Source organism: Bacillus sp. OV166, assembly GCF_900177675.1.
Lineage (GTDB): Bacteria > Bacillota > Bacilli > Bacillales > Cytobacillaceae > Neobacillus.
The window spans coordinates 4,628,563-4,642,961 of record NZ_FXWM01000001.1 but is presented as its reverse complement, the minus strand read 5'-3'; the positions used below and the strand labels follow the sequence as shown (position 1 = coordinate 4,642,961).

The 14,399-nt window shown below is 38.5% G+C and carries 16 protein-coding genes and 1 other annotated feature; of the genes, 13 read left to right on the top strand and 3 right to left on the bottom strand.

Going from position 1 to position 14,399, the window contains the following annotated elements:
• Positions 1-10: 10 nt before the first annotated feature.
• Positions 11-1,873, top strand: coding sequence for a PTS fructose transporter subunit IIABC (locus CCK98_RS22670; RefSeq protein ID WP_088088641.1), 1,863 nt, complete (start codon positions 11-13; stop codon positions 1,871-1,873).
• Positions 1,874-1,901: 28 nt separating this feature from the next.
• On the opposite strand, the gene CCK98_RS22665 is transcribed toward CCK98_RS22670, so the two are convergent.
• Positions 1,902-3,188, bottom strand: coding sequence for an MFS transporter (locus CCK98_RS22665; protein WP_088088640.1), 1,287 nt, complete (start codon positions 3,186-3,188; stop codon positions 1,902-1,904).
• 180 nt (positions 3,189-3,368) lie between these two features.
• Positions 3,369-3,619, top strand: a binding site (T-box leader).
• Positions 3,620-3,679: 60 nt separating this feature from the next.
• Between CCK98_RS22665 and trpE the strand changes: the two genes are divergently transcribed.
• From trpE to mnmH, 8 genes are all read left to right on the top strand, one after another.
• Complete coding sequence (gene trpE, locus CCK98_RS22660; RefSeq protein ID WP_088088639.1) at positions 3,680-5,071, top strand: anthranilate synthase component I; 1,392 nt, start codon at positions 3,680-3,682, stop codon at positions 5,069-5,071.
• Positions 5,068-5,679 carry an aminodeoxychorismate/anthranilate synthase component II gene (locus CCK98_RS22655; RefSeq protein WP_088088638.1) on the top strand — a complete coding sequence of 204 codons (612 nt, stop codon included), beginning with the start codon at positions 5,068-5,070 and terminating at the stop codon, positions 5,677-5,679. The genes trpE and CCK98_RS22655 overlap by 4 nt, the downstream gene beginning before the upstream one ends.
• Positions 5,651-6,679, top strand: coding sequence for an anthranilate phosphoribosyltransferase (gene trpD / locus CCK98_RS22650; RefSeq protein ID WP_088088637.1), 1,029 nt, complete (start codon positions 5,651-5,653; stop codon positions 6,677-6,679). The genes CCK98_RS22655 and trpD overlap by 29 nt, the downstream gene beginning before the upstream one ends.
• Complete coding sequence (gene trpC, locus CCK98_RS22645; protein WP_088088636.1) at positions 6,680-7,471, top strand: indole-3-glycerol phosphate synthase TrpC; 792 nt, start codon at positions 6,680-6,682, stop codon at positions 7,469-7,471.
• A complete protein-coding gene (locus CCK98_RS22640) occupies positions 7,468-8,085 on the top strand; it encodes a phosphoribosylanthranilate isomerase (RefSeq protein WP_088088635.1) in 618 nt (205 codons plus the stop codon). The genes trpC and CCK98_RS22640 overlap by 4 nt, the downstream gene beginning before the upstream one ends.
• Before the next feature lie 5 nt (positions 8,086-8,090).
• Positions 8,091-9,290, top strand: a complete 1,200-nt coding sequence (gene trpB / locus CCK98_RS22635) for a tryptophan synthase subunit beta (RefSeq protein ID WP_088088634.1) — start codon at positions 8,091-8,093, stop codon at positions 9,288-9,290.
• Between the two features lie 3 nt (positions 9,291-9,293).
• The gene (gene trpA, locus CCK98_RS22630) at positions 9,294-10,079 is read left to right on the top strand and encodes a tryptophan synthase subunit alpha (RefSeq protein WP_088088633.1); all 786 of its coding nucleotides are present in this window, start codon (positions 9,294-9,296) and stop codon (positions 10,077-10,079) included.
• Between the two features lie 343 nt (positions 10,080-10,422).
• Complete coding sequence (gene mnmH / locus CCK98_RS22625) at positions 10,423-11,502, top strand: tRNA 2-selenouridine(34) synthase MnmH (RefSeq protein ID WP_088088632.1); 1,080 nt, start codon at positions 10,423-10,425, stop codon at positions 11,500-11,502.
• 115 nt (positions 11,503-11,617) lie between these two features.
• Here mnmH and sda read toward each other — a convergent pair whose 3' ends face one another.
• A complete protein-coding gene (gene sda / locus CCK98_RS22620) occupies positions 11,618-11,752 on the bottom strand; it encodes a sporulation histidine kinase inhibitor Sda (protein WP_088088631.1) in 135 nt (44 codons plus the stop codon).
• A 257-nt stretch (positions 11,753-12,009) separates the two neighbouring features.
• Here sda and CCK98_RS22615 point away from each other — a divergent pair, with 257 nt between their 5' ends.
• Entirely contained in the window at positions 12,010-12,213 is a 204-nt protein-coding gene (locus CCK98_RS22615; RefSeq protein WP_088088630.1) for a DUF6501 family protein, read from the top strand.
• Positions 12,214-12,300: 87 nt separating this feature from the next.
• On the top strand, positions 12,301-12,888 hold the full coding sequence (locus tag CCK98_RS22610) for a GNAT family N-acetyltransferase (RefSeq protein WP_088088629.1): 588 nt from the start codon (positions 12,301-12,303) through the stop codon (positions 12,886-12,888).
• Between the two features lie 55 nt (positions 12,889-12,943).
• Here CCK98_RS22610 and CCK98_RS22605 read toward each other — a convergent pair whose 3' ends face one another.
• Positions 12,944-13,537 carry a YhcN/YlaJ family sporulation lipoprotein gene (locus tag CCK98_RS22605; RefSeq protein WP_088088628.1) on the bottom strand — a complete coding sequence of 198 codons (594 nt, stop codon included), beginning with the start codon at positions 13,535-13,537 and terminating at the stop codon, positions 12,944-12,946.
• 118 nt (positions 13,538-13,655) lie between these two features.
• Between CCK98_RS22605 and crcB the strand changes: the two genes are divergently transcribed.
• Both crcB and CCK98_RS22595 read left to right on the top strand, forming a co-directional pair.
• Positions 13,656-14,048: a fluoride efflux transporter CrcB gene (gene crcB, locus CCK98_RS22600; protein WP_088088627.1), complete on the top strand. Its 393-nt coding sequence runs from the start codon at positions 13,656-13,658 to the stop codon at positions 14,046-14,048.
• The gene (locus CCK98_RS22595; protein WP_088088626.1) at positions 14,045-14,395 is read left to right on the top strand and encodes a CrcB family protein; all 351 of its coding nucleotides are present in this window, start codon (positions 14,045-14,047) and stop codon (positions 14,393-14,395) included. The genes crcB and CCK98_RS22595 overlap by 4 nt, the downstream gene beginning before the upstream one ends.
• Positions 14,396-14,399 lie beyond the last annotated feature (4 nt).

The window sequence follows — 14,399 nt, the reverse complement described above, 5'->3', positions numbered from 1 at the left end:
AGAGAAAACCATGAAAATTACTGAATTGTTATCAAAAAATACGATTCTTTTAAATATTGAAGGCAATCAAAAAGAAGCCACGATTAATCAACTGGTTGATGTTCTTTTTAATGCGGGGAAAATATCGGATCGTACTGAATTTAAAGCAGCGATTCTAAAGCGTGAAGAGCAAAGTACAACTGGAATTGGGGATGGGATCGCAATCCCGCATGCTAAAACAAAAGTAGTGAAAGAAGCCGCTATTGTCTTTGGTAAATCAGCTGCAGGTGTTGATTATGAATCATTGGACGGTAAACCGGCACATCTATTTTTTATGATTGCTGCTCCAGATGGTGCGAATAATACACATTTAGAAGCATTAGCTCGACTCTCTGGTTTGTTAATGAAAGCGGAAGTCCGATACGATCTTCTAAAGGCAACCACTCCTGAAGAAATCATTGACACCATTAACCGAAATGATAAAGAAGAAAAACAAGAAACAGTAACAATAAGTAAAAAGAATTCAATTGTTGCTGTTACAGGATGTCCAACTGGTATTGCACATACCTATATGGCCGCCGACTCCTTAAAAGCAAAAGCAGCTGAAATGGGTGTAGATATTAAGGTTGAAACCAATGGCTCTGGCGGCGCAAAAAATGTCCTCACAAAAGAGGAAATTGAAAATGCAACAGCAGTCATTATTGCTGCAGATATCAATGTGGAAATGGAACGATTCAACGGCAAGCATGTCATTCAAGCAGCAGTAGCAGAAGGAATTCGTCGCCCAGAACAATTAATTGACAAAGCGCTAAAGCAGGATGCACCTATTTTTCGAGGAAATGGCGGACAAAGTGAAAACGGATCTGATCAAAAAGGGTCACGTACAGGCTTTTATAAGCACCTAATGAATGGTGTTTCCAACATGCTTCCGTTTGTTGTCGGCGGTGGAATTCTAATTGCAATTTGTTTTATGTTTGGTTATAACTCCTTTAAGCCTGACGATCCATCTTATAACCAAATCTCAGAAGCATTAATGACGATTGGCGGCGGCAACGCATTTGGGCTTATTGTACCTGTTCTTGCAGGATTTATTGCCCTTAGTATTGCAGACCGTCCAGGTTTTGCTCCAGGTATGGTAGGCGGTATGATGGCAGCAAGTGGCGGAGCAGGCTTCCTTGGAGGCTTAGTTGCGGGTTTTCTCGCTGGTTATGTTGTCCTTCTTCTGAAAAAAGTATTTGCCGGACTGCCTAGATCTTTAGAAGGTATTAAAAGTATCTTATTATACCCTCTTTTTGGAATTGCCATTACAGGATTCATTATGCTTTATGTAGTGAATAAACCAGTTGCCTGGCTTAATGGAACAATTGCGGATTGGTTGACAGGACTTGGAACGGGTAATGCTGTACTATTAGGGATTGTGCTTGGACTGATGATGTCCTTTGATATGGGTGGTCCAGTGAATAAAGCAGCCTATGTATTTGGAACAGGTTTATTAGCAAGTGGTGTTTATGAGCCGATGGCAGCGATTATGGCTGCTGGTATGGTGCCACCGCTAGCAATTGCTCTTGCAACGACATTCTTCAAAAATAAATTTAATGACCAAGACAGAGATGCTGGTAAAGCGTGTTATGTAATGGGCTTATCCTTCATTACCGAAGGGGCAATCCCATTTGCAGCAGCAGACCCATTGCGTGTCATTCCTTCCGTTATGGCAGGCTCAGCCATCGCAGGTGCACTTTCAATGGCGTTCGGAATTGGTCTCCGTGCACCACACGGTGGAATATTTGTAGTCCCATTGGTTGAAAATGGTGCCCTTCTTTACGCACTAGCTATTTTAGTTGGATCAGTTGTATCAGCACTATTAATCGGTTTCTTAAAAAAACCAGTGAAATAATTACAAAATGAAAGAGCTGAGGGATTCCTCAGCTCTTTTGTCCTTGTGCATTGGGTTTTATAGCCATTAATGCGACAAGTGCAGCAATGATACTTAGACTGCCTAAGAGGATAAAAATCCAATGGATCGCATGCTTTAATAACAATGCAATAATCGGAGGTCCAGCAGCAACTCCAATAAACCTCATGGAACTATAAATTGATGAAATGGTTCCTCTTTCTTCTTTTTCAACGCCTTCGGTAATTAAAGCGTCTAGACATGGAAGGCCTGCACCGATTCCAATTCCGCTAATAAGAAACATGGTAATCATGTACCAAAGCTTAATCGAAAACCATAGTGCACCAATGGATAAGGCTGTTGCGAGGATTCCGGCAAACGTGATCCATTTCATCAATATTTTATTTTTCTTAATCACCCTACCGCTTATAAACGATGATAGGCAAAGTGCTCCTAGTGGTAATGCAAGAAAAAATCCCTTTTTAATATCCTTAATGTTGTATTCTTTTTCAAAAATTTCCGAAAGATAAAATAAAATCCCAAAAAGGACTAGCATGAGTATTCCACCAATAAAAAAGATACCGTATAGCCAACGGCCCTTTTCAGTAAAGGTTTTTTTCACGTTAATGAAAAACTCTTTGAAAGGAATTGGTTTCTCGGTTGTTTTTGGACATTTGACCAGAAATATGATCAACACAACGGAAACGGCACAAAATACAGGGAATGAAAAAAACGGCAAAAACCATATGAATCCCGCTAGAAAAGCCCCTAAAATAGGACTTAATACTTTCCCAAACGTATTGGATGTTTCAATTAGACCCAAACAACAACTGACATCATCTTCGTTTTTAAACATATCACCAACCAATGGCATGACAATAGGAGCCGCACCTGCTGCTCCGACCCCTTGCAGTGCTCTGCCAGCTAAAATAATCCAATAGGCGTCATCAAGTTTCCATGAGGCAAATCCTGAAATTAAACCGCCAATTCCGGCGATGATGAGACTGGGGATAATAACCTTTTTTCGACCAATATGGTCTGATAGGTATCCTGCGACAGGTATTAAAAAAATGGCGACAATCGAATAAACAGTAATAATCATACTCGTTTGAAAAGATGTAATTGATAATTTTTTTTCCATTGAAGGTAGAACTGGTATTAACATTGAATTTCCCAATGTCATGACTAAAGGAATGGAAGACAGTGAGACGATTGCCCACTTTTGATTAGATATCTCATTGGACCGCTTTTGTCCGGCTGCAGATTGTTTCTTTTTTACAGCTTTTGGATTTTGGCTTAAATGTTCAATATGTTCCATTAATCTTCAATCCCGCCTTCATGATTTGCTACTATTACTATTCGCTTAATCACTTCAAAAAACCCTAGTTAGGGCATCCTTTAAATGGAAAAGGATTGATTTGAAATTTTCTAAATCTTTCACTTGACTTTCACTTGGAATTTGCGTAGGATAAAAGTCAAACAACACTAAAGTTTAATAATTAACTCGTTGAGCAAGAGGAGTACACTAATTTATTTCTTCCAAGAGAGTCGGGGTAGGTGGGAGCCCGATAAGAAAGGATTTGTGGAATGGACTTGTGAGAGGCATCTTGAAGTAAGAGTAGGGATGCACGGAACTCCACCGTTAAAAGGATAGGATATCGAACGGATTGTTCCGTATCTGAAGAGGAAGCAGGTTTTATCCACTGCTTCAAACGGAGGTGGCACCACGACCATAGAATCGTCCTCTATATGCGTAATTAATTGCGCATATAGAGGACGATTTTTTTTTATTTAGAAAGGAGTCGAAACATGATAATTAAACCTAGTTATATCATAAACGAGATCGAAGGAGACATGCTTACACCAATCTCCATATTACAAAAAATTAGCGGGAAAAAGAAGTTCTTATTGGAAAGTTCTCATAAGTACAATGACTCTGGGCGATATTCCTTTATTGGTGCAGACCCAGCTTTCGAACTTATTTCGAAGGGGGATAATAATGAGATTATTCAGCGGAATGGAGAAAAGAAAGTTTTAAAAGGCAACCCTCTCGAAATATTAAAAAAACTTATGCCGCCAATGAGCTATGAAGAGAAGTTTCCCTTTCCATTTATTGGAGGAGCGGTCGGGTACGTGGGGTATGACATTATCAGGCAATATGAAGTAATTGGGGATGAATATTCAAATGGAATGGAAATGCCGGATGTACACTTAATGTTTTATGAAGAAGTTATTGTCTTTGATCATCTTGAAGACAAGGTCTTGATTTGTGGTTGTCCTTTAGCCAAGGAGAGCGATAACGCTTTAATTGAAAAAAGAATCAATCAAAGGATAGAGGAGCTAAAACAGCCTACCTTCTACCCAGCAGAGGAGCCATTTTATTTCTCAGGGTTTGAATCCGAAACAAACAAAGAAGACTTTATCAAAAATGTAGAAATGGCGAAGGAGCATATTTTAGCAGGTGATATATTTCAAGTAGTCCTTTCGAGACGAATGAAATCAACATTTAACGGAGAACCATTATCGCTATATCGTAAACATCGTGCGAATAATCCTACTCCTTATATGTTTTATATTGATTTTGATGCTTATACCGTCATTGGATCATCCCCTGAAAGTTTAATTAAAACAAGAGCCAACACAGTTATTTCAAACCCAATTGCAGGGACCAAAAGACGTGGGAAAACAAACGATGAAGATTTGTTGATTGAAAAGGAATTAAAAAATGATGAAAAAGAACTTGCTGAGCATAAGATGCTTGTTGACCTCGGCAGAAATGATCTTGGCAAGATCTGCGATTTTGGTTCCGTTCAAGTAGATAAGTATATGGCGGTAGAAAAATACCGGCATGTGATGCATCTTGTCTCTGAAGTAAGCGGGCAGTTAAATGCTGATAAAACAGCAATAGATGCCCTCGCGGCCTGCCTGCCCGCTGGGACTGTTTCAGGAGCCCCGAAGGTTCGGGCAATGGAGATTATTAACTCCTTGGAAAAATCAAAACGAGGGTTATATTCAGGGGCTGTTGGTTATTTATCAGCAGACGGAAATATGGATTTTGCCCTTGCCATCCGAACGATGATTTTAAAAGAGGGTTCAGCATATATACAGGCAGGGGCTGGTATCGTTTATGACTCAAATCCAGAGTCCGAATATCAAGAGACAATAAATAAACTTAATTCTTTCTTGGAGGGTGAGAAATGATTTTACTGATTGATAATTTTGACTCGTTCACATTCAACCTTTATCAGTATCTAGGGGAATTAGGTGAACAAATTACGGTTTTACGAAATAACCAATTAAGCATAGACCAAATCAGAGATTTAAATCCTAAAGCCATTATTCTTTCCCCGGGACCAGGGAAGCCAGAGGATGCAGGAATTTGTATCGAGTTAATTCAAACGTTTTTTAATAAAATCCCTATTTTAGGAATCTGTCTCGGCCATCAAGCCATTGGTGCAGCTTTCGGTGGGGAGATTCACAGAGCTGCCCTTATCAAACATGGTAAAACATCATTGATTACACATCGGAGCGATGGATTATTTAACGGTCTTCCCAACCCATTAGAAGTGATGCGGTATCATTCATTAATTATTGAGAAGAGTAGTATTCCGGAGGAACTTGAGTGCATTGCTCATTCTGATGATGACCAGGAAATCATGGCCATAAAACATCGTCAATATCCCGTTTTCGGTCTTCAGTTTCATCCGGAATCGATTGGTACTCCATCAGGTAAACAAATCCTAAAAAACTTTTTAATTGAGATAGAGAGGATGAATAAAAGTGAAGAATTATTTACTCCAATTAGCTGAACGTGAATCATTTTCTGAAAACCAGATGAAAGAAGCCGTGCATTTCATTTTGGGTGAGGAGGTTTCCGAATCTGAAATTGCTGCCTTTTTAATGGGCTTGAAATCTAAAGGAGAAACAGTTGAAGAAATTACGGGGATTGTAAAAGCGATGAAGGCAAATACGCTGAAATTTAATGAGAAATTTTCAGGCGTTCTTGATAATTGTGGAACAGGTGGGGACGGATCCTCCAGTTTTAATGTGAGTACTACGTCTGCTTTTGTTATTGCTGGTGCTGGAATTCCTGTTGCCAAGCATGGCAATCGAAGTGTTTCGAGTAAAACGGGCAGTGCGGACGTGCTGGAATACTTAGGAATCCATTTAAATCTTTCCGCAGAAAGAACAGAAGAAATTCTTCAGGAAATAGGATTATCCTTCTTATTCGCACCAAACGTTCATCCAAAGTTAAAGAAAGTCATGACAGTTCGAAAACAATTGAAGATCCCAACCATTTTTAACTTTATCGGACCACTAACCAATCCGATTGAGTTGGACTATCAATTGTTGGGTGTATATCGGAGAGATTTATTGAATGTGTTTGCTGAAGTTCTTTTGAAGTTAGGACGTAAGCGGGCTATTGTTATTAATGGTGCAGGTTTCATGGATGAAGCATCACTTCAGGGGGAAAATTATTTAACCATTTTAGAAGATGGGAAAATTGCTAATCAATCATTCCTCCCAGAAGAAGTCAATCTCCCACAATATGATAACAGCTGTATTAAGGGTGGAGACTCAAAGGAAAATGCTGACATATTAATTAATGTGTTAAAAGGGGAAAAAGGTGCTTACCGTGATACGGTTTTACTTAATTCCGGACTAGGAATTTATACAGCAGGTAAAGCAAACTCCATTCAGGATGGGATCAATGTTGCGAAAGAAATCATTGATTCTGGTGCTGCTTATGAAAAATTAGCTACTTTGATTGAAAAATCTCAAGCAGCGGGTCAGAAAGAGGCGATATAAGTGGCAACAATCTTAGATAAAATCATTGACCAAAAGAAAAAAGAAGTTCTCTTCCTTCGAGAGGGAAACCAACTATTCGAAGGTACAAACCAGCCGAAAAGATCTTTAATTCAAAAACTGAAAACAGCAGAACAAATATCGATAATATCTGAATTTAAGCGAGCATCTCCTTCAAAAGGAATCATTAATAATCTGATTGATCCTTCCTTTCAGGCGGGGTTATATGAAGAATATGGCGCTTCTGCTATTTCTGTACTAACAGACCAAACCTTTTTTAAGGGCTCTTTCTCCGATTTAAGAGCTGTTCGGAGCAAGGTAAATCTGCCGATTCTCTGTAAAGACTTTATCATTGATGAAATGCAAATAAATCTTGCTTCTTCCAATGGGGCTGATATCATTTTACTTATTGTAGCTGCATTAGACGATCAGAGATTGGTTGAACTCCTTCAATATGCTAAGAACTTAGGCTTGGAGGTACTGGTGGAGGTTCATAATCAGAAGGAATTGGAGAGTGCACTTAAGACAGGTGCAAAGCTGATTGGAGTAAATAATCGCGACTTAAAAACCTTTCATGTTTCGCTTGAGGTGACAGAGACATTAGCTTCCATTGTAAAAAGCACTGGCGCGTATCTCATTAGTGAAAGCGGGATCCATCACCAAGAGGATGTAGCACGTGTTAGAAATGCAGGAGCGAATGGGATTTTAGTGGGAGAAGCATTAATGAAAAGTGCAAATGTGAAACAATCCTTTTTAGACTTTCGCTTGCCCCTTAATGAAGGTGTAAATAGATGAAAGTAAAAATTTGTGGAATTACTGATGTCGAAACAGGGGTTGCGGCGGCTCAATATGGTGCTGATGCTATTGGGTTTGTCTTTGCAGATAGTAAGCGCAGGATCTCGATTGAGAAAGCACGTGAGATAATTGCTAAGATACCTAAAGAGGTGTTTAAGATCGGTGTTTTTGTTAATGAAACAAAAGATGATATCGAAAGAATCGCTTCCACTGTGGGTCTGACACATATCCAATTACACGGAGATGAAACAGCATCATTCAGTGAATCGCTTTCCTTGCCTGTCATTAAGTCAATCAGTTTTCAAGGGAATGAAAGCTTAGAAGAATTGGCTGATTTTCCAAGTGACTTTATTTTACTCGACAGTCCCAAAGGAAAATATAGAGGCGGAAATGGAACGGTGTTTAATTGGAATGAGGTCAATCCTCACTTGATTAATAGCCAAAAAGTCATCCTAGCTGGTGGCTTGCATGCAGACAATGTTGAAGAAGCGATAAAAATTATTAGGCCATATATGGTGGATGTTAGCTCAGGGGTAGAAACCGATGGGAAAAAGGATTTAAAAAAGATTCAAACATTTATAGAAAAAGCCAAAAGCACACCTGTAGGGAGGTAAAGGGAATGAACACGTATACATTGCCAAATGAGAAAGGCCACTTCGGCATTTTCGGGGGAAGATTTGTCCCAGAAACATTAATGAAAGCAGTAATTGAACTTGGTGAAGCCTATGAAAGCGCCAAAAAGGATCCTTCCTTTCAAGCGGAAATTCGAAAATTGTTAAAAGACTATGTGGGTAGAGAAACCCCATTGTATTATGCAGATAACCTGACGAAACACGCGGGCGGGGCTAAGATTTTTCTAAAAAGAGAAGATTTAAACCATACTGGCGCCCATAAAATTAACAATGCGATTGGGCAGGCACTACTAGCGGTACGTATGGGAAAGAAGAAAATTGTAGCTGAAACCGGTGCAGGTCAGCATGGTGTAGCAACGGCAACCGTTTGTGCCTTATTAAATCTTGATTGTATCGTATTTATGGGTGAGGAGGACATCAAAAGGCAGGCACTAAATGTTTTTCGAATGGAATTGCTGGGTGCAAAGGTCGTCAGTGTTACATCTGGAAGTGCAACATTAAAAGATGCCGTAAACGAAGCCTTAAGATACTGGGTTGAAAATGTAGATGATACCCACTATCTATTAGGATCTGTAATGGGACCACATCCATTTCCGCAAATGGTCAGAGATTTTCAAAGTGTTATTGGTAAGGAAACAAAACAACAATTCCAATTAAGCGAAGGGGCGCTTCCGGATGCAGTGGTTGCCTGTATTGGCGGCGGGAGTAATGCGATGGGGATGTTCCATCCTTTTATCGAGGATGAAATGGTTAGTCTCTATGGCGTGGAAGCTGCTGGACAGGGTGTAGATACAGAGTATCATGCGGCTTCCTTAACAAAGGGAAGTCCAGGTGTACTACATGGCGCACTAATGTATCTATTACAAGATCAAGATGGTCAAGTTCAAGAAGCCCATTCCATCTCGGCAGGTCTTGATTACCCAGGCGTAGGACCGGAACACAGCTATTTGCATGACATTGGTCGAGCATCATATCAATCGATTACCGATAAAGAAGCACTGGAGGCATTTCAGCTCTTATCCAAGCTTGAAGGAATCATCCCAGCGCTAGAAAGCGCACACGCAATAGCCTTTGCAGTGAAGCTTGCCGCTGAAATGGACGATTCAAAAAAGATTGTAGTTTGCCTTTCAGGACGCGGAGATAAAGATGTAGATACCGTGAAAACACGGCTTAGAGAGGAGAGATAAGAAATGAACCGTTTTGAAAAAACTTTTACGGCATTAAAAGAAAATAATACAAAAGCTTTTGTTCCCTACATAATGGCCGGGGATGGTGGGCTAGAATGTTTGGTTGAACGTCTAACACTGTTGGAGAAATTTGGTGCAACCGCGATTGAAGTTGGGGTTCCGTTTTCAGACCCTGTGGCTGATGGACCAACTATTCAACGAGCTGGAATAAGGGCACTTGAAAATGGAACAACCTTAAAGGGGATTATTGCAGAACTAGGAAAAGCACGAAAGGATGTGTCAGTTCCAATCCTCATCATGACCTACTTAAATCCCATTTATTCCTATGGAATCGATGAATTTGTCCGAGATATTCGTCTTGCTGGTGTGGATGGATGTATTATTCCCGATTTGCCAATAGAAGAAGAGGAAATCATTACGCCACAACTTGAGAAAGCAGAAATTGAGTTGATTCGCCTCGTAACACTGACAACACCAATGGAGCGAATCAAAACGATTTCAAGCAAGGGCAAGGGATTTTTATACACGGTTACAATTAAGGGGATTACAGGGGTAAGAAATGAATATGATTCGGAATTGAATCAATTTTTAAAATCTGTAAAAGATGTAAGTCCAATTCCCGTCTTGGCTGGCTTCGGCATTTCAAATCAAGATCAAATAACTGACCTAACAAAATACTGTGATGGAGTTATTGTCGGCAGTAAAATTGTCGATTTATTTAATAGTGAAAATTTGCTCGAGATGGAACAGTTGATGTCAGTCTTCAAACCAAAATCAAAGATCGTATAGATAAAAAATCTACTCTCGATGGTGAGAGTAGACTTTTTAATAGTTAGTGTCATTTGTTACTGCGTGAACCCTCTAAAATTTATATAATTTAGTTTACGGAATTGTTATTGAAACTTTAACAGGTACACCATTTCACAAGTAGAAAAAATATTGACAACAAGCAGTAATTCCCAGCTTCTTGAAAGCTAGTGATAAATCCTGTATAATGGTGTTTATACTTTATTATGAAAATAAATTTCCATGATGTATACTTTTCTGAAACTTCCCGTTGTGGAAGTTTTGTTTGTTTTCATTAGATATGTTATTTTTCGGATAATATTACTTTTACAAGGAGCGTAGATTAATGAAGGACATGACGGTTGAAGAACTTTTTACGATAAAGAACCCAGTAATCATTGATATACGCTCACCGATCGAGTTTAAAGATGGTGCAATTCCGGGAGCAATCAATGTTCCCTTATTTACAAATGTGGAACGACAAGTAATCGGAACCATTTACAAACAAGAAGGGTCGGCAATTGCGAAATGGAAGGCAATGGAAATTGTCTCGCCTAAAATTCCTGAACTCCTTCAAACAATAAAAAAATACGTTTCAGACAATACGGAACTTATTATCCATTGCTGGCGTGGTGGAATGCGAAGTAAGGCAGTGGTTACGTTTTTAGAGTTTGCCGGAATTTATTCTTGGCGACTCGTTGGAGGTTATAAAGCATACCGCCACTATATTCTTGAACAATTGCCGACAATGCTTCCTAACAAAGCAATCGTCCTCCACGGACTGACCGGTGTTGGTAAAACAGAGGTCTTAAAGATATTGAAAAAGAAGGGATATCCGATCTTAGACCTTGAAGAGATGGCGGGCCATCGCGGTTCGATATTTGGAACGATTGGTCTTGGTGACGGTCATAACCAAAAAACATTTGACTCCCTTCTATTTAAAGGTCTTCAAGAAATAAAAGATGCTGATTATTTTCTGGTTGAAGCGGAAAGCAAAAGAATTGGAAAAGCTGTCCAAACTGAACAATTAATGGATAAAAAAATGCAAGGTATTAACGTCAATCTCAACACCCACATTGATCAACGGGTAAAGCATCTTGTCGCCGAGTATGTGCAGCCATACAAGGAAGAACACTGGTATTTCGAAAAGATTTCTGATGGTATTGAAAAGGTGTTAAGACGTGTTAAAGATCAAGACATTAAAAAATCGCTCATCCAAATGTTAACAGATCGTAATTATCCTGATTTGATTCGAATTTTACTTGAACATTATTATGATCCACGCTATGACCATGCAAAACAAGAGTATGAAGGGGAATTCTTTGAAATATCTGCAGATCACCCTGTTGATGCAGCAGACAAAATTGCTTCAAAACTTAATGGGTTAGGCTTTCGGCCTATTAGAGAGTTAAATAACCAACTTTAATTTAGATTATTTCCAATCGAGATCTTGAATAAATACATCCTGTAAGCTAAATGAAGATAATTTATTTATTGAAAAACCGCTGAATCCTTTCAGCGGTTTTTTCATGGGGTTTATGCTAACGATTTTTAAATGGTTTTAAACCACGCCGTTTGATTTCATCCTTTAAGATCTTAATCCATTCTTTTTCCTTGTCAGACTTTAATGCATCCCGATACGAAACAACCAATTGCTCATTACTCATAATTTTCATTTTTTATGAATGCCTCCTTGGTAAATGGATTGAATATTCAGTTTTTATAATTGTAATGGTTTACAGTCTGTTTGAGAACCCCAAATTAATAAAATTTGAAAAAAGTTCAAATTTCTTAAATTAATAACAGATAAAATTAGAATTGGTGAAAATAAAAAACTAATACTTTCGGAATTGACGCATGATATGGTTGCACAGGACCAGCCCGATTGATTATACTAGAAATTGGACATTGATCGAAAGGAACGGTGGCAACAATGATTCATCTATCATGGCGTGATCGTGAAACAGTAAAAAAAATAAAATGCGTTCACACGGATGCAAAAAAATACCTTGTCAATAACGCCTTAACTGCTGGGAAAATCTATGATGTGAAAAATGAGACAGAAGAATTTTATTACATTATTGACAATACCGGAAAAGTAGGCGGCTTCTACAAGGAATATTTCCAAGATGCATAGATAAACAGGACTGTGGAGCATAGCCCGCAGTCTTTTTATATGGAAAAAGTGGTAATGGTACGGTAAATGAAGGGGAGATATTAAATAATGGATAAATTATGGAACAACCTTTTTTCGTTACAAGGGGAAAATGTAAATTTGATTCCAATCAGTATGGACCATTTAGAGGGCTTATGGGAAGCGGCAAAACCAAATGAAATTTGGACGTATATGGCGACCAAGGTTCGATCGAAAAATGAAATGGAACAAATGATTAAAGCAGCATTGAAAGCTAGAGAAAATGGATCAGAATACACTTTCACCGTTGTAAATAACGAAAATCAAGTGATTGGCAGCACCCGATTCTTAGACATATCCCCGCGACATAAAAGTGCTGAAATTGGTTCGACATGGTATCACCCAGATGTATGGCGGACAAAGGTAAATACAGAATGTAAATTCCTGTTATTAACGCATGCCTTTGAAAATTGGAAACTGACGCGTGTTCAATTAAAAACAGACTCTCGAAATGAAAGGTCACAGCAAGCTATTGCTAGAATTGGAGCAGTAAAGGAAGGAATATTACGAAAAGATCGGATTATTTCCGATGGATACACCAGGGACACGGTCTTTTTTAGTATCCTTTGTCATGAATGGGACAATGTAAGAACAGAGCTTAAATTGAAACTGCAGTGAAGAGTAAGATGCCTGGTCAATTTGCCAGGCATTTTACTTCCCGTCCCACTTTATTTTACTTCGCATTAGGAAACACTCTGCGGATGGTATCGGAAAACTCATCGATAAAACCTGAAACCGGTCTTCCATTTCGAATATCTCTTGAATAAGTATTCATTCGATCATAAAAATCAGGGTTAACAGAAATATAAACATTGTCAATGTCCCGATCAACAGTTTTAACTGCTCGAGCAATCTTTTCTTTAATAGCTGAAGTCAATTCATTACGAGCTGAAACGTCCAATTTAGCCGCAACATAAGCATTATTATCGTTTATAATAACAGTTGCGTTGTCTACTTCTGTTAAGTTGACTACTTTATCAGCAGCTTTGTCCGCTACTCTAGTATTGGTTTGATTGCTTCCAACTTTGTTATAATTGCGTCCATTGGTAATAGTGTTATAATTTCTGTTGCGATCTAATTCCGGATCACTAGTATCTGCACTTGAAAGAGCTGGTCCGACCTGATTAGGGTTATTAAAATTCACTCTAGTTATTTCATTTGCATTTCGTTGCCGGGTTGCTACATCACCATCGATATTATTCTTTGCACAACCTGTTAAATAAAGACTCGAAACGAGGGTGGCAATGACGAATAAGCTGTTTCTCATGTTGTATTAACACTCCTTTGTCAAAGTACTACAATTAGGTTGCCATTTTTGTAAAAAACTATCCTAACCGGTTTAAGTTGATAATAATAAAAAGCAAAATGTTTAGGGGTGTGTGCTTTTGATATATTTCTTAGTTGGATTAGGCGGAGTCGTTGGAAGTTTGCTCCGCTATTTATTATCAGTTTTTGCTGTAGTGGTATGGGGGAAAGAATTTCCAATAGGAACCCTTTTAATAAATTTAACAGGTTCCTTTCTATTGGGTTTTATGACAAATCATTTTGTTAGTTCAAATAAGCTTCATCCGTATTTGTTTACCGCACTTACCACTGGTGTCATTGGTTCGTATACTACCTTTTCAACTTTTTCCTTTGAAACAGTTCATTTACTTGAAACAGGAAAATACATATTTGGCTTCCTTTATTTAATTGTTAGTTTATTTGGAGGTCTATTTTTGGCTAAGGCAGGAATGTTACTTAGTGAACAAGCAAAAAAATCGAGGAGAGTTATATGATTGAGATTATATTTGTTTCAATTGGTGGTTTTTTTGGAGCGATTAGCCGCTTTGCGATTAGCAGAAACCAAAATAAAACAGGCTTTCCCTCAGCTACCCTAACAGTCAATTTAATTGGTGCTTTTTTATTGGGGTTACTCCTCGGGCTGAATGTAAAAGGGTCATTATATTCCTTAATAGGTATTGGATTTATGGGGTCATTTACGACTTTTTCAACATTAATGCTTGAATCGGTAAATCTTAAAAAGGAAAAAAAGAAAAAGCTTTATTACAGCTATTTGCTAAGCAGTTTCACGATAGGAATCATACTTACCTTTTGTGGGCTATTGTTAGGAAGCTGGATCTAAAAAA